The organism is uncultured Alcanivorax sp. (assembly GCF_947258575.1).
GTDB lineage: Bacteria > Pseudomonadota > Gammaproteobacteria > Pseudomonadales > Alcanivoracaceae > Alcanivorax.
Genome location: NZ_CAMYIV010000002.1, coordinates 148,895 through 173,238, shown reverse-complemented (window position 1 = coordinate 173,238; position 24,344 = coordinate 148,895). Strand labels below are relative to the sequence as shown.

The 24,344-nt window shown below is 59.4% G+C and carries 26 protein-coding genes; 5 read left to right on the top strand and 21 right to left on the bottom strand.

What is annotated here, in order from left to right:
- Positions 1 to 59 precede the first annotated feature (59 nt).
- Positions 60 to 1,529 carry a NarK family nitrate/nitrite MFS transporter gene (locus tag Q0Y02_RS00950; protein ID WP_297763057.1) on the top strand — a complete coding sequence of 490 codons (1,470 nt, stop codon included), beginning with the start codon at positions 60 to 62 and terminating at the stop codon, positions 1,527 to 1,529.
- Positions 1,530 to 1,564: 35 nt separating this feature from the next.
- On the top strand, positions 1,565 to 3,271 hold the full coding sequence (locus tag Q0Y02_RS00945; protein ID WP_297763055.1) for a bifunctional protein-serine/threonine kinase/phosphatase: 1,707 nt from the start codon (positions 1,565 to 1,567) through the stop codon (positions 3,269 to 3,271).
- A 157-nt stretch (positions 3,272 to 3,428) separates the two neighbouring features.
- On the opposite strand, the gene Q0Y02_RS00940 is transcribed toward Q0Y02_RS00945, so the two are convergent.
- Positions 3,429 to 3,980, bottom strand: coding sequence for a DUF1285 domain-containing protein (locus Q0Y02_RS00940; protein ID WP_297763051.1), 552 nt, complete (start codon positions 3,978 to 3,980; stop codon positions 3,429 to 3,431).
- Positions 3,977 to 4,612 carry a TetR/AcrR family transcriptional regulator gene (locus tag Q0Y02_RS00935; RefSeq protein WP_290511076.1) on the bottom strand — a complete coding sequence of 212 codons (636 nt, stop codon included), beginning with the start codon at positions 4,610 to 4,612 and terminating at the stop codon, positions 3,977 to 3,979. The genes Q0Y02_RS00940 and Q0Y02_RS00935 overlap by 4 nt, the downstream gene beginning before the upstream one ends.
- Positions 4,613 to 4,767: 155 nt before the next feature.
- Between Q0Y02_RS00935 and Q0Y02_RS00930 the strand changes: the two genes are divergently transcribed.
- Together Q0Y02_RS00930 and Q0Y02_RS00925 are read left to right on the top strand one after the other, a co-directional pair.
- A complete protein-coding gene (locus Q0Y02_RS00930; RefSeq protein WP_297763046.1) occupies positions 4,768 to 5,874 on the top strand; it encodes an aminotransferase class V-fold PLP-dependent enzyme in 1,107 nt (368 codons plus the stop codon).
- A 35-nt stretch (positions 5,875 to 5,909) separates the two neighbouring features.
- Positions 5,910 to 6,752, top strand: a complete 843-nt coding sequence (locus Q0Y02_RS00925) for a hypothetical protein (protein ID WP_297763044.1) — start codon at positions 5,910 to 5,912, stop codon at positions 6,750 to 6,752.
- Here Q0Y02_RS00925 and Q0Y02_RS00920 read toward each other — a convergent pair.
- From Q0Y02_RS00920 to Q0Y02_RS00845, 16 genes are all read right to left on the bottom strand, one after another.
- A complete protein-coding gene (locus Q0Y02_RS00920) occupies positions 6,717 to 8,351 on the bottom strand; it encodes a serine protease (RefSeq protein WP_297763041.1) in 1,635 nt (544 codons plus the stop codon). The genes Q0Y02_RS00925 and Q0Y02_RS00920 overlap by 36 nt on opposite strands.
- A 281-nt stretch (positions 8,352 to 8,632) precedes the next feature.
- Positions 8,633 to 9,970, bottom strand: coding sequence for a DNA recombination protein RmuC (gene rmuC, locus Q0Y02_RS00915; RefSeq protein WP_297763039.1), 1,338 nt, complete (start codon positions 9,968 to 9,970; stop codon positions 8,633 to 8,635).
- Positions 9,967 to 10,758 (bottom strand): TatD family hydrolase, encoded by a 792-nt coding sequence (locus tag Q0Y02_RS00910; RefSeq protein WP_290498116.1) that lies wholly within the window; start codon positions 10,756 to 10,758, stop codon positions 9,967 to 9,969. The genes rmuC and Q0Y02_RS00910 overlap by 4 nt, the downstream gene beginning before the upstream one ends.
- A 213-nt stretch (positions 10,759 to 10,971) precedes the next feature.
- On the bottom strand, positions 10,972 to 11,319 hold the full coding sequence (locus Q0Y02_RS00905; RefSeq protein ID WP_062816575.1) for a PilZ domain-containing protein: 348 nt from the start codon (positions 11,317 to 11,319) through the stop codon (positions 10,972 to 10,974).
- A 91-nt stretch (positions 11,320 to 11,410) separates the two neighbouring features.
- Positions 11,411 to 12,418 (bottom strand): DNA polymerase III subunit delta', encoded by a 1,008-nt coding sequence (locus Q0Y02_RS00900; protein WP_297763029.1) that lies wholly within the window; start codon positions 12,416 to 12,418, stop codon positions 11,411 to 11,413.
- Positions 12,409 to 13,035 carry a dTMP kinase gene (gene tmk / locus Q0Y02_RS00895; protein WP_290498111.1) on the bottom strand — a complete coding sequence of 209 codons (627 nt, stop codon included), beginning with the start codon at positions 13,033 to 13,035 and terminating at the stop codon, positions 12,409 to 12,411. Before tmk ends, Q0Y02_RS00900 begins: the two co-directional genes overlap by 10 nt.
- Entirely contained in the window at positions 13,032 to 14,090 is a 1,059-nt protein-coding gene (gene mltG / locus Q0Y02_RS00890; protein ID WP_297763023.1) for an endolytic transglycosylase MltG, read from the bottom strand. Before mltG ends, tmk begins: the two co-directional genes overlap by 4 nt.
- A 166-nt stretch (positions 14,091 to 14,256) precedes the next feature.
- Positions 14,257 to 15,057, bottom strand: a complete 801-nt coding sequence (pabC, locus tag Q0Y02_RS00885) for an aminodeoxychorismate lyase (protein ID WP_297763020.1) — start codon at positions 15,055 to 15,057, stop codon at positions 14,257 to 14,259.
- Positions 15,057 to 16,295 (bottom strand): beta-ketoacyl-ACP synthase II, encoded by a 1,239-nt coding sequence (fabF, locus tag Q0Y02_RS00880; RefSeq protein ID WP_297763017.1) that lies wholly within the window; start codon positions 16,293 to 16,295, stop codon positions 15,057 to 15,059. Before fabF ends, pabC begins: the two co-directional genes overlap by 1 nt.
- 236 nt (positions 16,296 to 16,531) lie before the next feature.
- Positions 16,532 to 16,765 carry an acyl carrier protein gene (gene acpP, locus Q0Y02_RS00875; RefSeq protein ID WP_035247337.1) on the bottom strand — a complete coding sequence of 78 codons (234 nt, stop codon included), beginning with the start codon at positions 16,763 to 16,765 and terminating at the stop codon, positions 16,532 to 16,534.
- Positions 16,766 to 16,951: 186 nt separating this feature from the next.
- Positions 16,952 to 17,683: a 3-oxoacyl-ACP reductase FabG gene (gene fabG / locus Q0Y02_RS00870; protein WP_035247334.1), complete on the bottom strand. Its 732-nt coding sequence runs from the start codon at positions 17,681 to 17,683 to the stop codon at positions 16,952 to 16,954.
- 2 nt (positions 17,684 to 17,685) lie between these two features.
- Positions 17,686 to 18,615: an ACP S-malonyltransferase gene (gene fabD, locus Q0Y02_RS00865; protein WP_272963461.1), complete on the bottom strand. Its 930-nt coding sequence runs from the start codon at positions 18,613 to 18,615 to the stop codon at positions 17,686 to 17,688.
- 90 nt (positions 18,616 to 18,705) lie between these two features.
- Complete coding sequence (gene plsX, locus Q0Y02_RS00860; protein ID WP_272963460.1) at positions 18,706 to 19,731, bottom strand: phosphate acyltransferase PlsX; 1,026 nt, start codon at positions 19,729 to 19,731, stop codon at positions 18,706 to 18,708.
- Between the two features lie 165 nt (positions 19,732 to 19,896).
- On the bottom strand, positions 19,897 to 20,085 hold the full coding sequence (gene rpmF, locus Q0Y02_RS00855) for a 50S ribosomal protein L32 (protein WP_035247326.1): 189 nt from the start codon (positions 20,083 to 20,085) through the stop codon (positions 19,897 to 19,899).
- 33 nt (positions 20,086 to 20,118) lie between these two features.
- Positions 20,119 to 20,634: a YceD family protein gene (locus Q0Y02_RS00850; RefSeq protein WP_035247324.1), complete on the bottom strand. Its 516-nt coding sequence runs from the start codon at positions 20,632 to 20,634 to the stop codon at positions 20,119 to 20,121.
- A 12-nt stretch (positions 20,635 to 20,646) separates the two neighbouring features.
- Positions 20,647 to 20,856 carry a hypothetical protein gene (locus Q0Y02_RS00845; RefSeq protein ID WP_272963459.1) on the bottom strand — a complete coding sequence of 70 codons (210 nt, stop codon included), beginning with the start codon at positions 20,854 to 20,856 and terminating at the stop codon, positions 20,647 to 20,649.
- On the opposite strand from Q0Y02_RS00845, the gene Q0Y02_RS00840 reads away from it, so the two are divergent.
- Positions 20,855 to 21,445: a nucleoside triphosphate pyrophosphatase gene (locus Q0Y02_RS00840; protein WP_297762995.1), complete on the top strand. Its 591-nt coding sequence runs from the start codon at positions 20,855 to 20,857 to the stop codon at positions 21,443 to 21,445. The genes Q0Y02_RS00845 and Q0Y02_RS00840 overlap by 2 nt on opposite strands.
- 130 nt (positions 21,446 to 21,575) lie before the next feature.
- On the opposite strand, the gene sppA is transcribed toward Q0Y02_RS00840, so the two are convergent.
- The 3 genes from sppA to Q0Y02_RS00825 are packed head-to-tail and all read right to left on the bottom strand — an operon-like array spanning position 21,576 to position 24,178.
- Entirely contained in the window at positions 21,576 to 22,550 is a 975-nt protein-coding gene (gene sppA / locus Q0Y02_RS00835; RefSeq protein ID WP_297762992.1) for a signal peptide peptidase SppA, read from the bottom strand.
- On the bottom strand, positions 22,551 to 23,228 hold the full coding sequence (locus tag Q0Y02_RS00830) for an HAD-IA family hydrolase (protein WP_297762989.1): 678 nt from the start codon (positions 23,226 to 23,228) through the stop codon (positions 22,551 to 22,553). It abuts the gene before it with no gap.
- Positions 23,225 to 24,178, bottom strand: a complete 954-nt coding sequence (locus Q0Y02_RS00825) for an RluA family pseudouridine synthase (RefSeq protein ID WP_297762986.1) — start codon at positions 24,176 to 24,178, stop codon at positions 23,225 to 23,227. The genes Q0Y02_RS00830 and Q0Y02_RS00825 overlap by 4 nt, the downstream gene beginning before the upstream one ends.
- Positions 24,179 to 24,344: the final 166 nt, after the last annotated feature.

Genomic DNA, 24,344 nt, shown 5'->3' with positions numbered 1-24,344 from the left:
AGGTGGCACAGGAGTTGCTCAGATCAGCCTGTCGTTAACCGCCCATGCATGGAGAAGTCATGAGCGATCAAAAGCTGAATCTGTTGAATCTTTCCGCGCCACGCATCCGCCTGTTACACCTGAGCTGGCTGGCGTTCTTTATTACCTTTGTTGTGTGGTTTTCCCATGCGCCATTAATGGGGCATCTGCGGGACGCCTTCGATCTGACTCCCGAACAAATTAAGGCGCTGCTGATTCTCAACGTGGCGTTGACCATTCCCGCCCGGGTGGTGATCGGTTCCCTGGTCGATCGCTTTGGACCCCGGTTGGTGTTTGGCTCTCTGCTGATGCTGGCCGCTCTGCCCTGCTGGGCATTTGCTCTTTCCACTACCTATGAACAGCTGGCCGTGACTCGTCTGCTGATGGGCTTTGTCGGTGCCGGTTTCGTGGTGGGCATACGCCTGATCAGCGAGTGGTTTCCGGCCCGGGAAGTCGGTCTGGCGGAAGGCGTTTATGGTGGCTGGGGCAACTTTGGCTCTGCTGCCGCGGCGATTACTCTGCCTTCCCTGGCTCTCTTTTATGGCGGCGATGACGGCTGGCGCTGGGCCATTGCCACCACCGGTGCCGTTTCCTTTCTCTACGGGATTTTCTTCCTGTGGCGGGCACGCAACACGCCCCAGGGCGCGTCCTATTTCAAGCCGAAGAAAGCCAGCGCGCTGGAGGTGAGCACCCGGAAAGACCTGTTCTTCTACCTGGCAATGAGCCTGCCTTTATATATCGCCCTGCTGGTTATCGTCTGGCGCCTGGGGCCCACCAACCTGAATCTGTTCGGCCAAACCACACAGATTCTGTTGGCCGCACTGATTATCAGCCTGGCAGTAGTACAGCTTGGCCAGGCCTGGCGGGTAAACCGTGAACACCTGAAGGAGGGAGTTCCCGAGCACGACCGCTACAGTTTCAAACAGGTAGCCATTCTGGATCTGGCGTATATGGTTACCTTCGGCTCCGAGCTGGCGGTGGTGTCCATGCTGCCACTGTTCTTTACCGATACCTTTGCCCTGTCAGCAGTTACTGGCGGTCTGCTGGCCTCCGGCTATGCCTTTATGAATCTGGTGGCTCGTCCCGGTGGTGGCTGGGTATCCGACAAGTTCGGGCGCAAGAAATCCCTGGCCATTCTGCTCTGCGGTCTGATGGTGGGCTACGGCCTGATGAGTCAGATCGGCAGCAGCTGGCCCATTGCCCTGGCGGTGATTGCCACCATGTGTTGTTCCTTCTTTGTGCAGGCTGGTGAAGGTGCCGTGTTTGCCACCGTACCGCTGATCAAGCGTCGCCTTACCGGTCAGATCGCCGGCATGGTCGGCGCCTATGGTAACGCCGGTGCGGTGATCTTCCTCACTGTGCTGACCTTTGTGGACCCGTCCACCTTCTTCCTGGTGATTGCCGCCAGCGCTGCCGTGGCCCTGGCCGCCGTGCAGTTCCTGGATGAACCTAAAGGGCACATTGCGGAAATCGACGAGAAAGGCGACGTTCAGCTCATCGAGGTGGGCTGAGTGTTATCGGCAGGTCATACACAGGAGTTTTGATCATGGATGTTGCCAACGTCACGGCCGAGGCACCGGCCATTGCCCCCGAGCCGGACCTGCACCCGCAGGTCCGCATCGGCCAGTACAGTGATGCCGGGCCCAAATTGCATAATCAGGATGCCCTGGCCATGCAGATTCCTGATGGCCCATTGCTGCGTACCAAGGGCATTGTCGCCGCCCTGGCCGATGGCTTGTCCAGCGCCGGTGCGGCACGGGAAGCCGCGGAATCCTGTGTACTCGGCTTTATCAATGACTACTATGCAACGCCATCATTGTGGAGTGTGCCCCGCTCCGCGCAGCGGGTACTGGAAGCCCTGAACCGCTGGCTGTGCCGGCAGACCCTGGCCGGGGAAAGCCACCTGTGCACCCTGTCCCTGCTGATCCTGCGCTCGCGAACCGCACACCTTTTCCAGGTGGGCGATTCGCGTATCTGGCGACTGCGGAATGAGCGTCTGGAATGCCTGACCCGTGACCACAGCCGCATGATCGGGGACAACCGCCAGGTTCTCACCCGGGTCATGGGTGGCGATACCCGTCTGGATGTGGATTACAGCAGCAGCGACTTGCAGGTAGGCGATGTGTTCCTGCTTACCAGTGATGGCGTGCATGGTTTCCTCTCCCGTTCGCGCATGCAGGGCATCGTGCGTGCCAGTGGCCAGCCAGAAGTGGCTGCCCGCAGCCTGGTGGAAGCGGCCCTGGCCAGCGGTAGCGATGACAACCTGAGCTGTCAGGTGCTGCAGGTGGATGGCCTGCCCGACGCCAGCGCCGACGAAGCCCTTCGCCAGCGCGGCAGCCTGCCACTGCCCCCGCCGCTGAGCCCGGGAATTCGTGTCGACGGTTTCACCATAAAACGGGAGCTGTATGCCAGTGTGCGCAGCCACCTGTATCTGGTGGAAGATGAAAGCGGCAAGCAGTCGGTGCTCAAAACACCGTCGGTGAATCTGGAAGACGACCGGGATGCCCTTGAGCGGTTTGTCATGGAGGGCTGGGTAGGCCAACGCCTGCGCAATGCCCACCTGCTGCGCACCCTGCCACTGCCGGACAACCCCAGCTGCCTCTATCAGCATCTGGAGTTCATCGACGGTGTGACGCTGCAACAATGGCTGAAAGAACACCCGGATGTGGCGGTGGAAGAAAAACTGTATCTGGCCGATCAGTTACTCAACGGCATCCGTGCCCTGCACCGGGCCGATGTGATTCACGGCGACCTGAAGCCGGACAACATCATGGTGGATACCGACGGTCTGGTCCGCATCGTGGATTTCGGCAGTTGTCATTGCCGCGGCATGGAGCAACACAATGCGGGTATCCCCCTGGGCACCCGGGATTACAGCGCCCCGGAACTGCTGGATGGCGCCGCCCCCAGCGAACAGAGCGACCTGTTTTCCGCGGCGGTGATCATCCATGAAATGCTCACCGGTTCGCTGCCGTGGCAGGGCCGCTACGAAAAATCCGCCCATCGCCCCCTACCACCCTTGCAAGGTCACAATGCTTTTGTGCCGCTGTGGATCAACAACGTGCTGCAGATCGCCCTGCAACATCAACCCAAACAACGCTTCAGCGACGCTGCCGAATTCCGCGACGCCCTGCGCCGCCCCATACGCAGCCGCAAACCGGCGGTGGACAACGATGTCCGGCAGCTTCGGATCTGGAAAGGGATCAGTATTGTGCTTGTGGTGTTGTTGTTGATTAGCGTCGCGACGAGATAATTAATAATGAATAGTTAATAATTAATAACGCGCGATACCCTATTGTCTTGTTTGCAACGCATGAGGCCGCGCCCAGAGTATGGGCGCGGCCTCATGCGTTTATGTTATGGCTACACACATATCGCGCAGCTATTAATTATTCATTATTAACTATTAATTACCCTAGGCTGCCCAACTCAAAACGCCGACCATCGCTTTCCACAAACAGCTTTCCCTCTTCCTCAAACGCCCAATCCACCAGCTGATAAAACGCAGAACGGCCGATAAGCGCTTCCAGGTTTTCCCGTACCAGCAGATACGGTGAAGGCTCGCCGGTTTGCGGGTCGGTTTCCACGCGTAGAGGGTGCTTGTCGCCGGCCACCACGTGGCTGCCCACATTGGTGGTGAAGACCAGCTTTTTCACCCCGCCCTCTTCCAGGCGCTGCACTTCCACCGCTACGAAGGGGGCATCGTCTACCTGGATGCGCAGCTTTTCCACCGGGGTGATCAGGAAGTAGTCATCGCCTTCGCGCAGCAAAATGGTGGAGAACAACGCCACCATACGCTCACGCTGGATGGGGGAGTTCTGGTAGTACCAGGTGCCATCCCGAGCGATGCGCATGTCGATGTCCGCATGCCGTTCCGGCTTCCACTGGTGCACTGGCGGCAGGCCGCTTTCATCCTTGCCTGCCTTTTCCAGCAGCGCCAGCAGTTCCTCCGCCTGTTTCATCGTGGCCCCCGTTGCCCCTTGTTGCCCATGCGAATGCCGATCTCGATCAGGAAATCCAGGAAGTCATCCTTGTCGTCGATCAGCTTCTGGTAGAACGGGGATTCCATCAGCGCCACCGCGCCATGGGCCAGCGCCCAGGCGGAACAGATGTGATAGATCGGGTCCACATCTTCCAGTGACCCTTCGGCAATACGCGCCTTGACGATATCGGTGAGGCGGGCAAAGTTGGCTTCGCGAATGCGATGCAGCTTGTCCACCAGTTCCGGCAGGGCATGGTCCTTGATCACCTTGTTCTCAAGGCGATCGAACAACTGGTAACGCTTGGGATCACTGATCCGGAAACGGAAATATTCCCGTGCCAGCCGCTCCTTGTCATCGCCGCCGGAGATGGTCTGGAATACCTCGGCCAGATCCTCCTCATAACGGAGCATCAACAGCAGATAAATCTCGTTCTTGGTCTCGAAATGCTTGTAGATGGTGCCCTTGCCGATACCGACCCGGTCAGCAATCATTTCCACGGTCACACGGTCCTCGCCCTCTTCCAGGAACAGCTCAAGGGCTGCATCCAGAATCTGGCGCTCCCGTTGACGAAATTCCTGCGCCTTGCGCGTGGCTTTTTCCAGGTCACCCATCTATTTCTCCTTCGAACCCGCCATACCAGACGTAAAGACGGCTTAACTGCCGCAATTCTAACGTATTCCCTTTTTATAAACACAGGCTTGTATTGATGGAAATCCCTCAGGGGGTAGCATAGCGTCATGACTTACCCGCCCAGCATGGAGACATCATGGCTCACCCGGAATTTCCCCACCGTGAAGACCTGCTTTATCTCAACCACGCTGCGGTGGCGCCCTGGCCTGCCCGTAGCCGCGATGCGGTGGCGGAATTCGCTCGCCAGAATTGTGAGATCGGTGCCCGTGATTACCCCCACTGGCTGAAAGTGGAACAACGCCTGCGTGAGCGACTTTCCTGGCTGATTGGCGGGGTCAGCACCGACGAGATCGCGCTGCTGAAAAACACCTCAGAGGGGTTGTCGGTGATTGCCCAGGGCATTGACTGGCAGCCCGGCGACCAAATCGTGATCAGCAATCAGGAGTTCCCGTCCAACCGTATCCCCTGGGAAGCGCTGGCGGATCAGGGCGTGGAAGTGATCGCCGTAAGCCTGGATACGCCGCAACCGGAACAGGCAGTGATTGAGGCACTGGGGCCCCGAACCCGGCTGGTGTCCCTGTCCGCGGTGCAATACGGCACCGGCCTGCTGATGGACATGGCGCCCATCGGCGCCGCCTGCCGGGAGCGGGACATCCTGTTCTGTGTGGACGCCATCCAGATCCTCGGCGCCCTGCCCTTTTCGGCGGAACAGGCCAAGGCGGATTTTGTGGTGGCCGACGGCCACAAGTGGATGCTGGGCCCGGAGGGGCTGGCATTGTTCTACTGCCGCAAGGCAGTACAGGACAAACTGACCCTGCGCCAGCACGGCTGGCATATGGTGGCCAATGCCGGCAACTACACCACCACCGACTGGCAAGTGGCCGATAATGCCCGTCGTTTCGAATGCGGCAGCCCCAATATGCTCGGCGCACATGCCCTGGAGGCATCCCTGTCCCTGCTCGAAGAGGAAGGGATGACGCACGTCGCCGAGGCCCTGCAGGATCGCATCCAGCGGCTGATCGACGGCTTGCGGGAACGGGGTGCCTCACTACTCAGCCCGGTAGACCGGCAGCGCCGGGCCGGGATTGTCACCTTTACCCTGCCCGGTGAAACGCCAGCAGACACCTTCCAGCGCTTGCGACAGGCCGGCGTGGTTTGTGCGGAACGAGGTGGCGGGGTGCGTTTTTCACCGCATTTCTATACCGACTATTCGGTCATCGACCGGGCCCTGAGCCTGTTGTAAGCTCCAGAACCTCGTTTCCCGCACATGGAGTGCCCATGAGTCGCCAACTGGCCTTTTATCAATGGATCTGCCGCCGCCTGCAGCGAGACGAGCCGTTCAGTGGCCAGCCCAGTGCCGACCTGGACAGCCTGCGCACCGTACTCAAGCCCTGTGATGTGCTGCTGGTGGCCGGCCATAGCAGTGTGGACCGCACCTTCAAGGTAATCGGCGACAGCCGCTTTGCCCGGGCGGTGCTCTATATCGGTCGACTTCATGACGTGGCTGACCCGGCCCTGCGTGCCTTGCTGGGGGATTACACCCCCTGCGAACCGGATACCCAACTGGTGATTGATGCGCGCCTGGAACGGGGCCTGATCGTGGAACCGTTGTCTGCCCTGGAAGGCCGACAGATACGTGTCTGCCGGGCCCAGGGACTGAGTGACAATGAAGCCCAGGACGTATTGCGCTATGCCATCAGCCGAATCGGCGCCGGTGGCAGCCAGTCCTGGGTGGCGCTGGCGTTATTGACCCTGATGCCATGGCGATGGCTGCCGCTACGCTGGCGCGTCAACCTGTTCCGGCGCTGGGCCGGGGAGTTGGCCCGGGCACTGACTGGCACCGTCGTTGCCGATGCGTTCAGTTTCGTACAGTTCCCGGTGCTGCCGCTGGTGAAGGAAAACGGCTCCGGTAGCCGCCTGCTTCGACTACAGCCACGAGCCATTACCGCCGCAGATTTCGATCACTCGCCCTACTTCGAGATTATCAAGGCGCCGTTCCAGCTCGCGGAAGTCCCCAAGGGCATGGATGCGGTGCCCTGGAAAGGCAATCAGGGCGCGCTGGCGCCGGAGCGCCAGCGCCATCTGTCACTGGTGGAGCCGTCGAGTGGCAACCAGGGCTAGGCCCAGCAGCGCCAGGAACGACAAGCTACCTCCCCCGCCACCACCACTGTCACTCCCTGCCGTCGTGCCGCCACCGCTGCTGGCGCTACGAGCTTGAGCGGGACGGGTATACGCTTTGCTGTCGCCGGTAGGAAAGTCACCGTTATCGGTCCACACCTGCACGGTCATGGGGTCATAACCCTCACCGGAAAGCAGCAATTGCTGGGCCACAAACTGCTCCGGCCCCAGATCCCCAAGACCGCACTGAATGTTACGACTGCCACTGCAGTTGCCCGGCAGCTCAACGGTTTCCCACCCTGCAGGCAGGGTGAAGCCCAGACGCACCCGTGCCGCTGTCTGATGAGTCGCCGCATTGCGCACCAGGGCACTGACGCGTACATGGCCATCACTGCCGCGGTTGGTGGTCAGGCTGAGCACCACATCCGGCTCGTTACTGAATACCAGATTGAACGCTTCGCTGCGCAGGCTGAAGTAATCGTAAGAGTCGCTGATCGGGCTGACTCGCACCTGATCCGCCCAGCGGGACGAAGCCTTCAGAGTCACGGCATAGGTGGCACTGGTCTGTCCCAGCGCCAGGAACAGACTGTTCCGACAATCGGTGTAGCCGGTATAGGTCCGGCAGGACAGGCCCGGGACTGACACAGACAGACCGGCCTGGTGCTCGATACGCAGGCCCACATTGCGGGCGTCATTGCGGGTACTGGTGTTGGCAATGCGCGGATACAGGGTCACCGCACTGGACGTGTTGCGGTACTGATCGCCGTTGAGGCCTTCGGTCTGTAGGTCCACCAGTCCGCCGGAGGTAGTCTCTTCCAGCCAGGGCAGGTATCGATCCACACGGCTATAGACCGCCGGCACACCATCGGTGGCACAGGTTTCATGGCCGTAGCTGGTCACCCCCACCAGCCACTGCTGGTCATCCTTGCGATAAACCAGCGGCCCGCCGCTATCGCCACGGCAGGAATCCTGCTTCTGACCCTGGGGGTTCATTTCACCGGCACAAATCTGGTTGCCAGTGAGGTTACTCCACTGGCTGGCGCAATAGTCCGGCGACACGAAGTCCAGATCCGCTTTCTGCAAGGTCTCGGTCAGGGCAAAGCCATCCGGGGTGGTGGAACCCCAGCCCAGTACCTGCAGGGCTTCATCGTGGTTGCCCACCGCCAGCTCGGTAACAATGTGAGGCTTGGCCATATCCAGTGGCGTGAAGCGGCTCGGCGCCGCCAGCTTGAGCAGGGCCAGATCATTATGGAAGTGGGTGGCATTGTAGGCGGGATGCACCTGCAGTTCGGTTACCGCCAGTTGCTCCGGCGCTTTTGTACTAGTGCGATTAACACTGCCCAGGGAGACAAACAGCATGTCCGCCTCGACACTGGCCACACAGTGGGCGGCAGTCAGCACCCAGCGGGGAGCAATCAGAGTGCCGCCACAGAGCGTCGCCGTATAATTGGGATTGCCGGACCGGCTGATTTCCACCTCGGCCATCCACGGCCGCACCTGTGTGACATCCTGTCCCCCGATAACCCGGGGTTGGGCTTCCAACGCCGATACCGTCTGAACCAGACCCGCCCCCAGCAGCAGGGCCACCATCAAACGATACATAAAATTACCCTCAGTTAGCGTTTCGTTACGCAACGGATACTAACTAAGGATTTCGGCTTATACCTGTGACCTGGTTCTGATATTAGAACGATGGCACATTGGTGCCAGAAAATAATTAAAAATGACTGCCAAGTCCGGGCATTTTATCGCTATTTTTGTCGTTTTTAACGACATATAGCGTCACATTGCGCGAAGTTTTACTGCATATTTTTTATCATGCAAAACGCTTGATATAAAAGCAACCTTTTACAACATTCACACCGCATTGTCCGACTGACTTATCAGTCGGTACTGTCGTCCTGCAGGTCTTCAGTGTCTTCTTCCTCATCCGGTGCCGGCAGGCTGCGGCGAGCCTTGGCACCCAGATCTTTCAACTGATGGGCCTGGCGAAGCAGGTTGCCATTACCGCTGGTAAGACGCTTGCGGGTCTGCTCCCAGGACGATGTTGCCTTGGCCAGCTTGTCACCCACGTCTTCCAGGGATTCCGTGACCAACGACACCTGATCACAGATTTTGCCGGCACGGGCGGCGATATCCAGCGCATTGCGGTTCTGGTACTCGTAGCGCCAGATGTTCTGGATGGTGCGCAACGTGACCAGCAAGGTGGTTGGGCTGACCAGCACGATGTTGCGGGCAAAGGCATCGGTATAGAGGCTGGAGTCCTGCTCCATGGCCACCATGAAGGCGCCTTCGATGGGAATGAACAGCAGCACGAAGTCCAGGCTGCGAATGCCTTCCAGGCCGCTGTAATCCTTGATGTCCAGGCCCTTGATATGACTGCGCAGGGACATCAGGTGATCGCGCAGGGCCTGCTCCCGCTCTTCGCTGGTGGAGGCCGATGACAACCGCTCATAGGCCACCAGGGACACCTTGGCGTCGATCACCACGTCCTTGTTCTCGGGCAGGTGGACGATGGCATCGGGCAGGCGTCGCTGGCCGCTGTCGTCTTTCAGGGTGACCTGGGTTTCATACTCGCGGCCACGGGTCAGCCCAGAGGATTCCAGCACCCGCTCGAGGATCATTTCCCCCCAGTTACCCTGGGTTTTCACCTGCCCTTTCAGGGCATCGGTAAGGTTACGGGCATCCTCGTGCATCTGCTGGTTAAGGCTGCGCAACTGGCCCAGCTGCTCGATCAGGGAAGCCTGGGCCCGGGTCTCGTCACTGTGGATCTGATCGACCCTGCGGCGGAAGTCCGCCAGTTGCTCGCGGAACGGCTTGAGCATGCCGTCCAGCCCTTGCTGTTGTTGTTCCTGCAGCTGCTTGCCCCGCTGCTCGAAAATCCGTGCGGACAGGTTTTCGAATTCCTGCTTGAGCTGTTCGCGGCTCTTCTCGGCAAAGGTCAGTTTCTCTTCCTGGCCGGCCAACCGCTCTTCCAGCCGTGCCTTGTCCGAGGCCAGCTGCTGCAGACGGGACTCACTGTCCTGCAAACGGCGCTGGCTGGTTTCAAGCTGCTCTCGCAGCAGCGGCACCTGGGCCAGCGGCTCCGATAGTGCCTGCTTCTGGGCCACCAGTTCCGCTTCCCGGCCAGCGCTACGACTGCGCTCGAATAACAGCACCAACAGCGCCGCAAAGACTGCACCACCAAGGGCAGCCAGCCCCAGCATCAGATTCGGATTCATGGTTGCGCCTTGTTGAAGAGGGTAAAGAAATTGTCGCGGGTAATGCGCGCCAGTTCAGCGACCTCAACCCCCTTTAGCTCCGCCACACATTCAGCCACCTGGGCCACATAGCGAGGCTCATTGGGCTTGCCCCGGAACGGTACCGGCGCCAGCCAGGGGGAATCAGTTTCGATCAGCAGGCGTTCCAGCGGCAAAGCCTTGACGGTGTCACGCAGGGTTTGCGCATTGCGGAACGTGATAATGCCGGAGATGGAAATATAGAACCCCATATCGATGGCCTGCTGCGCCATGTCCAGGTCTTCGGTAAAGCAATGCAGTACGCCACGCACCTGCCCCTGACCATGCTCTCTGAGCAACGCCAATGTATCGTCCTTGGCACCACGGGTATGGATCACCAACGGCAGCCCGGTCTCTCGGGCTGCATGGATATGGGCAATGAAATATCGCTGCTGCCACTCCCGCTGCTCTTTGGCGTAGAAGTAATCCAGCCCGGTCTCGCCAATGGCGACCACTTTCGGGTGCGATGCCCTTTCTACCAACTCACTGACCTGGGGTTCGCGGGATTCCTTGTAGAGCGGATGTACGCCGACACTGGCATAAACATGGTCATGCTGCTCGGCCAGTGCCTGCACATCGGGAAAGGTTTCCAGGTCCACGCCAATGCACAGCATGTGGCTCACGCCTGCCTCGGCGGTGGCGGCCATCATGGCATCAAAGTCCCCGTTATGGGCGTCCAGATTGAGGCGATCCAGGTGGCAGTGGGAATCCACAAAAGCGACGTCAGACATTCAATGCTCCAGCATGACAAACGCGGGCATTGTAGCAGGCATCCCGGTGGATGTTTTACCACAGAGGGCACAGAGGACACTGAGTAAAAGCACTAGGACCGGAAAGATTCTGTCGTGCAATCCCACGCCGTCAGCTTCCACCGCCACAGATCATAACGACCAAGAAAATGCTTCTTCCTCAGTGAGCTCTGTGGCCTCTGTGGTAAAAGCCTGTCACATGGTATGGGTAGGACGGTCGGATTCCAGGGAGCCGGCCAGATGGTTTTCGATCGTGACCCGGGCGGTGTCGTCCTGGTCGGAAAACTGCACGCCGATACCGGCACTGCGATTGCCCTGGGCCCCTTTCGGTGTGATCCAGACCACCTTGCCGGCCACCGGGATCTTGTCCGGCTCATCCATGATGTTGAGCAACAGGAAGATTTCCTCACCCAGCTTGTATTGCTTGTCGGTGGGAATGAACAGGCCGCCATTGGTGATGAAGGGCATGTAAGCGGAATACAGTACCGCCTTGTCCTTGATGGAAAGCGACAGGATGCCGCTGCGGCCGCCGGGCATTTTCATAGGGGGGTGCCTCGTGTGACATACCGGCTGTCCCCATGCCCCTCAGCGGCATGGCACAACCAGTAAGACTTTATTATTAATAGGGTAAAGATTAGTGGGCTGCCGCCGCAGCGTCAACGCCCACCAGCACCAGCAACCACTGTTCGTAGAGCAGGTCCTTGTTGGGATTGGCCCCAGACATCAATGCTCTTCGCCCTTCCAGTACTCGCTGGGCAGCGCGCAACAGGCGCGCCGGCGGCACGGCACGGGACAGTCGGGTCAGCAAGGGCGCCAGTGAGGCATCGGCGCTTTGCTGTCCGGAATAGGCCTGATTCAGGCAGCGGGACAGCCAGCCATAGATCACCCCGGCCATTTCCGTGGGATCATGCTTTGACAGCATGGGGGACGCCTGAGCCACCGATTGACGCCCTTCCGCCACCGACACCAGCACCTCCAGCAAACGGGCCCGATCGGCAAACCACTCCGCCTGCTCCAGGTCCAGGGCTCGCAGAGGCGCCCCCTGAGCCGCATCCAGCAACGAGCGGGCACTCTCCCCTACCTGGCCCTGCAACCACTCCAGAGCCTGCTCCTGGGGCGGCAGAGGCAGGATGCGCTGCTGGCAGCGGCTGCGGATCGTCGGCAGCAACAGGGTCGGCTGATCGCAGACCAGCAGCAACAACGTCTGGCCACCGGGCTCTTCCAGGGTCTTGAGCAGGGCATTCTGGGCGTTGCGGTTGAGCGCCTCCGCCGGCGCCACAATCGCCACCCGGTAGCCGCTGTACTGGGCGGTGCGGGTGGCAAAGCCCACCAGCTTGCGTACCTGATCAATCTTGATGACCTTGCTCTTGTCTTCCGGGCTGAGCCGGTGCAGGTCCGGGTGGGTGCCGGCAGCACTCAACTGGCACCCCTGACACTGGCCACAGGGCAGCCCCCCGGCCGGGTTGTCACAGAGCAATGTCTGCGCCAGCGACTCCGCTAGCCGCAGCTTGCCGATCCCTTTCGCGCCAGTGATCAGCAACGCATGGGGAAGGCGCCCCTGCTGATGCTGATCCAACAGCTGGGCCATAGTGTCCTGATGCCAAGGACACGGTACCTGGATACGTGCGCGCTCTACGACCATGTGAGCATTTCCTCCAGCAGTGGCTGTAGCTGGGCACGGACCTGCTCCAGATCGCATGAGGCATCCAGCACCCGAAAGCGGCCCGGTTCGTTGCCGGCCCGCTGCTGATAACACTGGCGAATCCGCTCGAAGAACGCCCGGTCTTCCTGCTCAATGCGGTCCAGCGCCGCCCGTTTGCCGGCACGGGCCATGCCCACGTCCACCGGCACATCAAACAGCAAGGTCATGTCGGGCTGGGTATCGCGAACCACCAGTTGCTCCAGACGGGCAATGGCGTCGCGATTGAGGCCTCGCCCTGCCCCCTGATAGGCCCAGGTGGCATCCACAAACCGGTCACTGAGCACCCAGTCGCCACGCTCCAGAGCCGGACGAATCTTTTCTGCCAGGTGCTGGGCCCGGGCCGCGAACACCAGTAGCAACTCGGTATCATCCGCCATTTTTTCATCGCTGGGCGCCAGCAGGACATTACGAATGGATTCCGCCAGCGGCGTACCACCCGGTTCACGGGTTACCAGCACGGTCTTGCCTGCCTCGCGCAACCGGGTGGCAAGCCAGTCCAGGTTGCTGCTCTTGCCGGCTCCCTCGCCCCCTTCCAGGGTGATGAAACGGCCCCTCACTGTGAGCCCCCCGGCGAGGAGCGATACCCCTCGCGACGGCGTAACTGATAGTCACGAACGGCCTTGCGGTGTTGTGCCAGGGTTTTGGAGAAGTAATGACTGCCATCGCCCCGGGCGACAAAAAACAGGGACTCGGTTTCCGCCGGATTGACCGCCGCCTGAATCGCTTCACGCCCGGGCATGGCGATGGGGGTGGGAGGCAACCCGGAGATCGTATAGGTGTTGTAGGGGGTAGGTCGGCGCAGATCGGAACGGCGAATATTGCCATCATAGGCCTCGCCCATACCGTAGATCACGGTGGGATCGGTCTGCAGTCGCATACCTTTGCGCAAGCGGTTGGTAAAGACGCCGGCAATTTCCGGGCGCTCGTCCGGTACCCCGGTTTCCTTTTCAATGATGGAAGCCAGGATCAGCGCTTCATAAGGGCTATCAATGGGCAGGTCATCCGCTTTCTGTGACCAGGCCTCTTCCAGCAAGGCTTCCTGCCGTTCCAGCGCCCGGCGCAGGATGGTCAGGTCAGAGGTACCACGGGTATAAAAGTAGGTTTCCGGCGCAAACCAGCCTTCCGGATGCAGGTCCGGGCGGCCCAGCTTTTCCATGATCTGGTCATCGGTGAGGCTGTCCAGGGTATGGCTCAGGCTTTCCTGAGCCGCCAACCGCAGGCGCAGCTCACGGAAGTTCCAGCCTTCCACCAGCGTCAGGCTGCGCTGAATCACTTCACCACGATCCATTTTTTCCAGCAGGCTGAGCAGGGAGTCACCGGGCCGCAAGCGATACTCGCCCACATGCATGCGCCCGTCCATATCCGTCAGGCTGCTATAGAGCCGCGCCCCTACACGGCGAAAATCCGCCTGATAGCCTTCGCCCAGCAAGCCGCGTTTTTTCAGCGCATGCAGCACCTGACTCAAACCAGCACCACGGGGAACCTCAACCACACTGGGCTCTGTCAGCGGCAAGGGCTGGTGCAAGTAGCTGCTGACCCAGGCCGTCACCAAAGGAATGGCGACCACCAGCAACACCACCAGGAGTCCGAAAATTCGAATTTTTTTACGCATGAGAGAAATTGTAGGGCCTGTGTTGCGGAATGAAATAAATTCTTTGCCAGAGCAGAACGATCACCCAGCGGGGCGCGTGAGTCAGCGGGGAAAAACTCCACCTCTCAAGGCGCCCATCACCGGGAAGCTCAGGGATCCTGATGTCTCAGGCAGGTTGGCAGCGGTGTTACCGTGGCAGAAAAAGGGCATCCACAGAGTGCTGCAATTGCAGCACTGAATCCAGTACCGGCCACTGCCATTGCGCCAGTTTACGCACCGGGAGCACGCCGACAACACTGTTGCACAAAAACAGCCCCTGAGCGTCAACAAGCTGTGACAGCGGCCGCAGATCGCAAACCACTCTCTCCCCCTGCTCCGTCAAGTGCTCATCAAGCCACTCACGCATCACCCCCGCCACGCCCGCCCGTGCCGCCTGCAGGTCCGGCGTCCACCAATAGCCATCAAACCGGGCGAACAGGTTCATCGAGGTGGCTTCCAGCGGTTGGCGACGGGGACTGAGCAACAGCCCCTCGTGCCAACCCTGGCGAGCCACTTCGCGGCGAGCCTGTACCTGGGGAAGACGATTGAGGTGCTTGAGCCCGGCCAGGGCCTCCGGGTGCAATGGCTCACCACACAGACCCAGCACAATGCCCTGCTCACGCAGCGGGAGGGACCAGGCTGGCAGCGGACCGGCCTGCCATAACAACGTTGGTTGTGGGTTCGAGGGAGGCAGATAACCGCGCCCCCCCGGCCCCCGGGTCAAGGTCAGCTTGACCACCCCGGGCTTTCCGCCCAGAGCGGCAACCCCTGCTTCAACAGCAGACAGATAACGGGTTTGCGGCAGGGATGGCAGCCCCAACGCCTTGGTACCGCGCAGCAAACGCCGCAGATGCCAGGGCCAGAGCGGCACTGCGCCATCCGCCGTCACCCTCAGGGTTTCAAACAGCCCGTCGCCATAGGCCAGTCCGCGATCACGGGGGTCGACCATCACACCTTCTTGAACAGCAGGGTACCGTTGGTACCGCCGAAACCGAAGGAGTTGGACAGCGCATAGTCGATATTGCACTGCTGGGCCGTGTTTGCCACCAGATTCAGATCACACCCCTCATCGGGTTCATCCAGGTTGATGGTGGGCGGCGCAATGGAGTCACGAATGGCCAGGATGGAGAAGATCGCCTCTACCGCACCGGCCGCTCCCAGCAGGTGACCGATCATGGACTTGGTGGAGCTCACCGCCAGTTTCCCGGCATGCTCGCCAAACAGGGACTTGATGGCAGCAATTTCCGCCAGGTCGCCCATCTGTGTGGAGGTGCCGTGGGCGTTGATGTAATCCACTTCGTCCGCGGCCACTCCCGCATTGCGCAGCGCATTTTCCATGGCTTTCATGGCACCCACTCCACCCTCTGCTGGTGCAGTGATGTGATAGGCATCATCACTCATGCCGAAACCTGCCAGCTCGGCGTAGATGGTAGCGCCACGGGCCTTGGCGTGTTCGTACTCTTCCAGCACCACCGCACCGGCACCATCGGCCAGCACAAAGCCATCACGGCCCTTGTCCCAGGGGCGGCTGGCGCCCTGAGGGTCATCATTACGCGTCGACAGCGCTCGCGCTGCAGCAAAGCCGCCCATGCCCAACGGCGTGGAGCCTTTCTCGGAGCCCCCCGCTACCATCACGTCTGCCTGACCCAGCATGATCTGCTGGGCGGCAAAACCGATGTTATGGGTACCCGTGGTACAGGCTGTGGTGATGGCAAAGTTGGGCCCCTTCATGCCGTACATGATGGCCAGATTACCCGCGATCATGTTGATGATGGTGCCAGGCACGAAGAACGGGGACAGCTTGCGCGGGCCGGAATCCAGCATCTTGCGGTGGTTGTCTTCAATATTGGTCAGGCCACCGATTCCCGAGCCGAACGCCGCACCTACACGGTCGGCATCTTCCTTCTCCATATCCAGACCGGCATCGCGGATGGCCTGAATCGCCGCCACCAGACCATACTGGATGAAGACATCCATCTTGCGGGCATCTTTCGGAGACAGGTAGTCGGCGATGTCGAATTCCGGCACAAGGCCTGCGAAACGCGTGGCGAAGGATTCCGTATCGAAATGCTCGATGTTACGGATACCGCTCTTACCTGCTTTGATACCTTCCCAAGTGGAAGCCACATCCGCACCCAGCGGGGTCAACATTCCCAGACCTGTAATCACTACTCGACGTGACGTCACCCGAATACCTCCCATCCTTTATTGTTGGGGCACTATGCACAAGATTACTACAAAGAATCCCGATGCTCGTCGCCGTTGTGTAAGCAAAAATCAACGTTCAGCCATGAATTAGCTCGAAGAACACCCTTCACTTTGGCCACTCATGATGGCAAAGCCAGTGTGACTTCAGCGGCAACAAAAAAGCCGCAAGTTCATAGAACCTTGCGGCTTTCCTGGTACTGCTTCAACAACTGAAATCAGCTGTGGGCTTTGATGTAATCCACAGCGGACTGAACGGTGTTGATTTTCTCCGCTTCTTCGTCCGGAATTTCAGTTTCGAATTCTTCTTCGAGGGCCATCACCAGCTCAACGGTGTCCAGGGAGTCGGCACCCAGATCTTCAACGAAGGACGCTTCTGGTTTTACGTCTTCCGGCTTAACACCCAGTTGTTCAACGATGATTTTATTTACGCGATCTTCGATGCTGCTCATGATCCTATAACTCTCCTGATTAATGGTGTGCTAGCACCTGTCAGCGGCTATTCTAGGTGAACGCTGTTTGCGCTTGCAACCCAACTGAGCCAGTGCCGTTACCTGAAGTTTTTCCAAATATTTTCTTCTGTAAAAACAGCGTATTAGACCGCTTTTTCAGAAACCCTCCGGTGCCCGTTTTTTGAGCTACCCGGTAAACATGCCGCCATTGACATGTAAAGTGGTCCCGGTGACGTAGCCGCCACCGTCGCTGGCAAGCCAGCCAACTGCACTGGCAATTTCCCCAGGCTGACCCAAACGACCCAGCGGAATACCCGCCAGAAGCGCCTCTTTCTGCGCCTCGGGCAGGGCCTCCGTCATGTCCGTCTGAATAAAGCCCGGCGCCACGGAATTCACTGTGATGTTACGTGAGCCGAGCTCCCGCGCCAATGCACGGGTGAAACCTTCTACTCCACCCTTGGCAGCGGCATAGTTCGCCTGGCCCGCGTTCCCCATGGTACCGACCACGGAGCTGATATTGATAATGCGCCCCCAACGGGCCTTGGTCATGCCTTTCAGACAGGCCTTGCTGACCCGATAGAGGGAATTCAGGTTGGTGTTGATGACATCTTCCCACTCGTCATCTTTCATCCGCAGCATGATGTTATCGCGGGTAATCCCTGCGTTATTCACCAAGACCAACGGGGCACCGAACTCGTCATTGATGCTCTTCACCGTGCTGGCAACGGATTCCTTGTCGGTCACGTTCAGCACCTTGCCGGCACCGTTGGCACCCAGTGCATCACCGATAGCCGCAGCGCCTTTTTCCGAGGTGGCAGTGCCAACCACGAAAAAGCCATCTGCCACCAGCTGCTCGGCAATGGCACGACCGATACCGCGACTGGCACCGGTAACCAGGGCGACTTTCTTTTCTGACATCCTTATTCTCCCTTCAGAGCTGCCTCGAAGGCCTCTCCGGTTTCCAGCGGCCGGGCAGCGATGTCCCGGTCAATCCGTTTGATCAGACCACTGAGCACCTTGCCCGGCCCGCATTCATATACGTGGCTGACACCCTGCTCTTTCAGGGCCTGAATGGTTTCCACCCAGCGCACCGGCGAATAGAGCTGGCGAATCAGCGCTTCGCGGATCTGCTCCGGCGCGGTTTCCATTGCCACATCCACATTATTGATGACCGGCATTTCCGCTGCATGAAAGCTGGTGGCCTTGAGAGTCTCTGCCAGTTGATCCGCTGCCGGCTTCATCAGCGCACAGTGGGAAGGTACGCTGACCGGCAAAGGCATGGCGCGTTTGGCGCCGGCTTCCTTACAGGCGGCGATGGCACGCTCCACCGCGGCGGCGGAACCGGCAATGACTACCTGGCCTGGGGCATTGAAGTTCACCGCTTCAACCACATCGCCATCGGCGGCCTGCTCACAGGCCGCGCGGACCTGATCATCATCCAGACCCAGCACGGCTGCCATCTTGCCCTCACCGGCGGCCACGGCCTGCTGCATCAGCTGTCCACGGGTACGCACCAGACGCACCGCATCGCCCAGGGTGACCACACCGGCACAGGTCAGGGCGGTGTATTCACCCAGGCTGTGGCCAGCCAGCAAATTGGGGCGAGGACCACCGCTCTGCTCCCACAGCCGCCACAGGGCAACACCTGCCGTCAGCAACAGGGGCTGGGTATTTTCAGTCTGGTTCAGAGCTTCCTGAGGACCATCCTGACAGAGGGCCCAGATATCCAGGCCGAGGGCGCCGGACGCTTCTTGAAAGGTCTGCCTTACCGCCGGACGGTCGGCAAAGTCAGCGAGCATGCCAAGGCTCTGGGAACCCTGACCGGGAAAAATAAAAGCAGTTTTGGACATTCACTATCCCCTTAACAATGCAGGTCGCAGTATGCCGGCTTTGCCACTGGCTGTCCGGCCCACCCTGCAACAAAGTATTAATGTACTGTTTCAGGCGTCCGCGCTGCTGCCCACTGGTGCCAGGGCATCGCGGATCAGTGCCGGCACATTGCGGCGAGCTTCCAGTTCGGCCACTTCCAGGGCACTGGCGAAGCCTTCCACCGTGGTACCGCCATGGCTTTTCACCACCACACCGCGCAGACCAACCAGGCTGGCGCCGTTGTATCGGTCCGGGTCCATGCGCGATTTCAGACCGCGAAATACCGGCAGGGCCAGCAAGGCGGACAGTTTGCGCAGCCAGGAACGTTCCGCCTCTTCACGGATCATGTTCTTGAGCATCTTGGCCACGCCCTCCATGGTCTTCAGCGACACATTACCCACGAAGCCATCGCAGACCACCACGTCCGCTTCACCGGCAAAGATGCCGTCACCCTCGATAAAGCCGGCGTAGTTAATGTTCGGGGCATCACGCAGCAGGCCGGCGGCCTCCTTGATCTGCTCATTGCCCTTGATGTCTTCCTCACCGATGTTGAGCAGGGCCACCCGGGGGTGGCGCACGCCATCCACCGCATTGACCAGCGCCTGCCCCATCAGGGCAAACTGCAACAGATGCTCGGGTTCGGAATCCACATTGGCGCCCAGGTCCAGCATATGGCAGTGGCCGGACACGGTGGGAATGGCGGTGCAGATGGCAGGACGATCCACCCCGGGCAGGGTCTTGAGCACGAAGCGGCTCACCGCCATCAGAGCACCGGTATTACCGGCACTGACCGCTGCCTGAGCGCGCCCTTCCTTGACCATATTGATGGCCACACGCATGGAGGAGTCTTTCTTTTGGCGCATCGCTACAGCCACAGAATCATCCATGGCCACCAGTTCGCTGGCGGGCTGGACTGTGATGCGGGCATGGCCATCGAGACCAGCCTTCTTTATGGCGTCCGCCAGCGGTTCAGGCTGGCCGACGAGAATGATGTGCAGATGTTCCTGGCGGGAAAGCATTGTTGCCACGGCGGGCACTGTCACGGCAAGACCGTGATCTCCCCCCATGGCATCCACCGCCAACGTCACAACCGACATGGGCTGTTTCCTTGTTATCAATTCAGCGGCGGCTATTCTGCCAAATTTCCGCCCATGGAAACATGGTGGCTATCATCCACTTACAAAAAATCCTCCCGGAGGAGGATTTTCTGGGTGCCTACTACAGGCACACAGCAAAACGGGAGCCCGAGGCTCCCGCGTCACTTATTCGTCGTCGGTCTCGACCTGACGAATCACCTGGCGGCCACGGTACATGCCATCAGGGGAAATGTGGTGACGACGGTGAACTTCACCGGTATTGGTATCTTCGGTCAGCGCGGCAGAAGTCAGCGCGTCGTGAGAACGGCGCATGCCGCGCTTGGAACGGGTTTTACGGTTCTTCTGAACAGCCATTTCGAACTCCTCGGGCGTTTATTCAGCCTGAATTTACTTGCCTTGACCTTTTAATTTGGCCAGAACGGCAAAAGGGTTATCCGCGTTTTCCTGTTTCTCAGGTTTACCGCTTTCGTGCGGTAACACTGTCGGGCAAGAGTCATGCAGTGCCACCAACGGCATGGCCAGCAACAGCTCTTCTTCAAGCAGGTCGGTGAGTACCATGGGATCATCACCCACTAGCCAGGGATCCAGTCGCTGCGGCAAGGCTTTCGCCTGATCCTCGTTCCGTACCAGCGCCACATCAATGGTCGCGTGCACGTCACAAACTACTGGCTCCAGGCAGCGCTGACACGGCAGCACCAATTGCGTGCTGACCTCGCCCTCGATACGCCGATGCCCCTCTTCATCACGACCGAACGCCAGCGAAATTACTACTGGCTGGTCCAGACTTTCGCGGTAATCCTGCAGGCGAGGCAGGTCACTAACGGTAAGCCGGCCCTCAACGACGCGACCCTGATCCGCATATTTGCGGGGATCGAGGAACTGTGGCAGTTGCCCTGAAAACATAAGCGCGCAATTCTAGGGCCGCAAGGCCCGCCTGTCAAAGTTAATGTGGCCAGCTAAATCGCTGACAGCAAAAGAGTTTTTCGTATCCGGGAAAAAGATTACCGGGCTGAGTGCATAAATCAGGCCGAACCCGCTCATTTTGACGGCTTTATCTGCCCTCAACCCTTCTTCCATCAAGGGAAAATCACTACACTCTGCCGCGCCAGAAGCGGAGATAATCATGACTGACACCCCTGCCCTGTTACTTGCCTCGTCCTCGCCCTTCCGTCGCCAGTTGTTGGACAAACTGGGGCTGGATTTTATCCACCAGAGCCCGGATATCGATGAAACCCGCCTGGCCGGCGAATCCCCGGTGGCACTGGTAATGCGTCTGGCCAGGGAAAAAGCCGCCGCTCTGGCCGGGTCACACCCGGATACCCTGATCATCGGCTCTGACCAGGTGGCAGTGATTGGCGACCGGGTACTGGGCAAGCCCGGCACCCGGGAAAAGGCCATTGAACAGCTCAGCGCCGCCAGCGGCCAGCGGGTTACATTCCTCACCGGCCTTTGCCTGCTCAATACTGCCACCGGGCGCACCCAGGTGGCCTGCGACCCCTACCATGTGCAATTTCGCACTCTTCGTCCCGCGCAGATAGAACGCTATGTGGATGCAGAACAGCCGCTCAACTGCGCCGGCAGCTTCAAATCTGAAGGACTGGGTATTGTCCTGTTCAAGGCCCTGGAAGGCCGGGACCCCAACACCCTGGTGGGCCTGCCCTTGATTCTGCTGACCGAGTTTCTGGCAGCGGAAGGAGTCGCTCTGCCTCTGTAAAGGCAACAGCGCGGGTTCCGAGAGCCATGCCGCTTTTCGGAACCCGTTTTTCTAGCTTCTAGCTTCTAGCTTCTAGCTTCTAGCTTCTAGCTTCTAGCTTCTAAGCTCGTAGCTCGTAGCTGTCATTATCTCAACGAATTTCCGGCGCTGCGGAAAGACCCAGCTTGTTAGCCACGCCCTCACCGATGGACACACCAAAACGGCGAACAAACTCTTCGAAGGGCGAGCGACTGACGGTGTAGTTCACCATCTCTTCCAGGCCGACCACATCCCTGGCCACATTACCGGGGCTCTTCAAGCCATCCACCAGGCCCAGTTCCATGGCCTTCTCGCCGGTCCAGAACAGGCCAGAGAAGATTTCCGGATGGGTGTCCGCTTTCAGACGATCACCACGACCGTTTTTTACAGCCGTAATAAACTGCTGATGGATTTCATCCAGCATCACCTGCATGTGTTTACGGTCTTCCGGGCTGATCGGGGAAAAGGGATCCATCACCGCCTTGTTTTCACCAGCGGTGAGCACGCGACGCTCTACACCCAGTTTCTCAGCGGCTTCCTCAAAACCGAAGCCGGCCATGATCACGCCGATGGACCCAACGATGCTGGCCGGGTCCGCGTAGATTTCATCAGCGGCTGAGGCGATATAGTAGGCGCCAGACGCCCCCAGATCGGTGATGGCAGCGTAGACCTTTTTCTCGGGATATTCGGCGCGCAGGCGTTTAATCGCGTTGTACACCTGATTGGACTGCACCGGGGAGCCACCCGGGCTATTGATCTTGAGAACAATCGCCTTGGTATTTTCCGCTTCGAAAGCCCGCGTCAGCCCGGTAACAATCATATCCGCACTGGCATCCTGATCCGGCGCGATCACACCAGAGACCGTCACGAAGCCCACATGCTCTTCAGTGACCTTCATGGTCTCTCCCGCCTTGCCCGGCAGCATGATAAATAGCAACACGAACAGGTAAACGAAGGTCAGAATCTTGAAGAAAATCCCCCAGCGACGGGATTTACGGTGTTCTTCCTGGGCCTGACCCAGCAGCTTCTCGATGAGTTTCCACTCACGCTCGTTCCCGGGACGGGATGAAGGGGGCTGATTTTCCATTTACAGACTCTCCGTAACCAGTTCAGTCGCTGCCAGCCCTAGCACTGGCAGCAGATGATGCAATCTATCAATGACAGCCAGAGGCTCACAAGGCAACAGTTTCTCTACCGGATGAGCGCCATAACTGACTGCCACACGGTCAACACCGGCGGCTCTGGCCATATCCAGATCAAAGGTGGTATCGCCGACGACAATGGCTCTTTGCGCTGGCACCGCCATCTCCTCAAGCAGCTCCAGCACCATGGCCGGGTGCGGCTTGGAGTGGCTCTCGTCGGCACAACGGGAGGCATCAAAATAGCGATCAAGTCCGGTGTTACCCCATACCCGTTGCAAGCCCTTGCGGCTCTTCCCCGTGGCCACCGCCAGCTTCATGCCCGCTTCCCGTAGTCCAGTCAGCAACGATTCGGCCCCCGGATAAAGTGCGCTGGGAGTGGCTTCCGCCGCGATAAAGTGAAAGGCATAGCGTTCGCGCATGGATTCGATACCCACACCGTCCAGTACCGGGTAAAGGGACCCAATGGCCTCCGGTAACCCCAAACCGATAATGCCGCGCACGGTTTCATCGGGCAATGAAGGCAGCCCCAGATCCACCGCCGCCAGCTGCATGCAGCTGACAATACGCCCGGTGGAGTCCATCACGGTGCCATCCCAATCAAAAATCACCAGATCGTAGTTCACCGGGCACCTCGCAGCGTCTTCAGGATGGCCTCGAAATCCTCATCCAGCGGCGCGGTGATGGTCAGCTTCTTGCCGGTATTGGGATGGGGAAAGACCAGAGTCCGGGCGTGCAGACACAGACGCTTGTGACCAATGCTGGCGAGTAACGCGGCCCCCTTGTCGGTGCCGTATTTATCGTCCCCGAGCAACGGAAAACCGCCAAACTGACTGTGAACGCGAATCTGATGGGTGCGGCCGGTTTCCAGGGTCGCCTCCACCAGCTGCACATCCGCCAGCCGTTCCAGCATGCGAAAATGGGTGACCGACGCCTTGCCCTCCCGGGACACCCGGACAATCCGCTCGTTGCCGTTCTGCATTTTCAGCAGTGGCGCGTCCATGGTGCGCTCTTTGCCCTTGAAGCCCTGACAGAGTAACCAGTAGCGCTTCTCTACCTCTCCTGCCTGCATCAGTCGCTGCATCTTGCGCAGGAAGGCACGCTTGCGAGCCACCATGATCAGTCCACTGGTATCGCGGTCCAGCCGATGGACCAGCTCCATCTCCTTTTCCGCCGGATGAATCACCCGCAGGGCCTCAATCAACCCGAGGCTTACCCCGCTGCCACCGTGCACCGCCAGACCGGCGGGCTTGTTGAAGATGAAAAGCTGATCATCCTCATAGATACAGGCCCGGCTGAGGCGCTCGGTGAGACCACTGCTGACCACCGGCGGGGCCTCGGATTCGCTGGTGCGGATTGGCGGAATACGCACCACATCTCCGGTGGCGAGCCGGGTGGTCTGCCGGGCGCGCCCTTTGTTCACCCGCACTTCCCCGGAACGAATGATCCGGTAGACACGGGATTTGGGCACCCCTTTGAGATGGGTGAAGAGAAAATTGTCCAGGCGTTGACCATGCCGGCCTTCGTCGATGGTCACGAAGCTGACACGGTCCGCTGCGGGGGTCTCGTCTGACATGGCGGCGATTCTATAGAAAAGCAGTTAATAGTGAACCGTTAACAGTGAATAGTTCCGCGCAAAAGCGCATCCCCACCTAAAATGCCCCGGGCCGCGCCCACCCCTTAAGCGCGGGCACATACCTATCAGCAACATAGAGCCGATACCGCGAAACTATTAACTGTTA

Bases quoted from the DNA above. Each gene is read 5' to 3' on its own strand.
- Q0Y02_RS00950 (WP_297763057.1), top strand. From the start codon at position 60: ATGAGCGATCAAAAGCTGAATCTGTTGAATCTTTCCGCGCCACGCATC.
- Q0Y02_RS00945 (WP_297763055.1), top strand. From the start codon at position 1,565: ATGGATGTTGCCAACGTCACGGCCGAGGCACCGGCCATTGCCCCCGAG.
- Q0Y02_RS00940 (WP_297763051.1), bottom strand. From the start codon at position 3,980: ATGAAACAGGCGGAGGAACTGCTGGCGCTGCTGGAAAAGGCAGGCAAG.
- Q0Y02_RS00935 (WP_290511076.1), bottom strand. From the start codon at position 4,612: ATGGGTGACCTGGAAAAAGCCACGCGCAAGGCGCAGGAATTTCGTCAA.
- Q0Y02_RS00930 (WP_297763046.1), top strand. From the start codon at position 4,768: ATGGCTCACCCGGAATTTCCCCACCGTGAAGACCTGCTTTATCTCAAC.
- Q0Y02_RS00925 (WP_297763044.1), top strand. From the start codon at position 5,910: ATGAGTCGCCAACTGGCCTTTTATCAATGGATCTGCCGCCGCCTGCAG.
- Q0Y02_RS00920 (WP_297763041.1), bottom strand. From the start codon at position 8,351: ATGTATCGTTTGATGGTGGCCCTGCTGCTGGGGGCGGGTCTGGTTCAG.
- rmuC (WP_297763039.1), bottom strand. From the start codon at position 9,970: ATGAATCCGAATCTGATGCTGGGGCTGGCTGCCCTTGGTGGTGCAGTC.
- Q0Y02_RS00910 (WP_290498116.1), bottom strand. From the start codon at position 10,758: ATGTCTGACGTCGCTTTTGTGGATTCCCACTGCCACCTGGATCGCCTC.
- Q0Y02_RS00905 (WP_062816575.1), bottom strand. From the start codon at position 11,319: ATGAAAATGCCCGGCGGCCGCAGCGGCATCCTGTCGCTTTCCATCAAG.
- Q0Y02_RS00900 (WP_297763029.1), bottom strand. From the start codon at position 12,418: ATGGTCGTAGAGCGCGCACGTATCCAGGTACCGTGTCCTTGGCATCAG.
- mltG (WP_297763023.1), bottom strand. From the start codon at position 14,090: ATGCGTAAAAAAATTCGAATTTTCGGACTCCTGGTGGTGTTGCTGGTG.
- pabC (WP_297763020.1), bottom strand. From the start codon at position 15,057: ATGGTCGACCCCCGTGATCGCGGACTGGCCTATGGCGACGGGCTGTTT.
- acpP (WP_035247337.1), bottom strand. From the start codon at position 16,765: ATGAGCAGCATCGAAGATCGCGTAAATAAAATCATCGTTGAACAACTG.
- fabG (WP_035247334.1), bottom strand. From the start codon at position 17,683: ATGTCAGAAAAGAAAGTCGCCCTGGTTACCGGTGCCAGTCGCGGTATC.
- fabD (WP_272963461.1), bottom strand. From the start codon at position 18,615: ATGTCCAAAACTGCTTTTATTTTTCCCGGTCAGGGTTCCCAGAGCCTT.
- plsX (WP_272963460.1), bottom strand. From the start codon at position 19,731: ATGTCGGTTGTGACGTTGGCGGTGGATGCCATGGGGGGAGATCACGGT.
- rpmF (WP_035247326.1), bottom strand. From the start codon at position 20,085: ATGGCTGTTCAGAAGAACCGTAAAACCCGTTCCAAGCGCGGCATGCGC.
- Q0Y02_RS00850 (WP_035247324.1), bottom strand. From the start codon at position 20,634: ATGTTTTCAGGGCAACTGCCACAGTTCCTCGATCCCCGCAAATATGCG.
- Q0Y02_RS00840 (WP_297762995.1), top strand. From the start codon at position 20,855: ATGACTGACACCCCTGCCCTGTTACTTGCCTCGTCCTCGCCCTTCCGT.
- Q0Y02_RS00845 (WP_272963459.1), bottom strand. From the start codon at position 20,856: ATGATTATCTCCGCTTCTGGCGCGGCAGAGTGTAGTGATTTTCCCTTG.
- sppA (WP_297762992.1), bottom strand. From the start codon at position 22,550: ATGGAAAATCAGCCCCCTTCATCCCGTCCCGGGAACGAGCGTGAGTGG.
- Q0Y02_RS00825 (WP_297762986.1), bottom strand. From the start codon at position 24,178: ATGTCAGACGAGACCCCCGCAGCGGACCGTGTCAGCTTCGTGACCATC.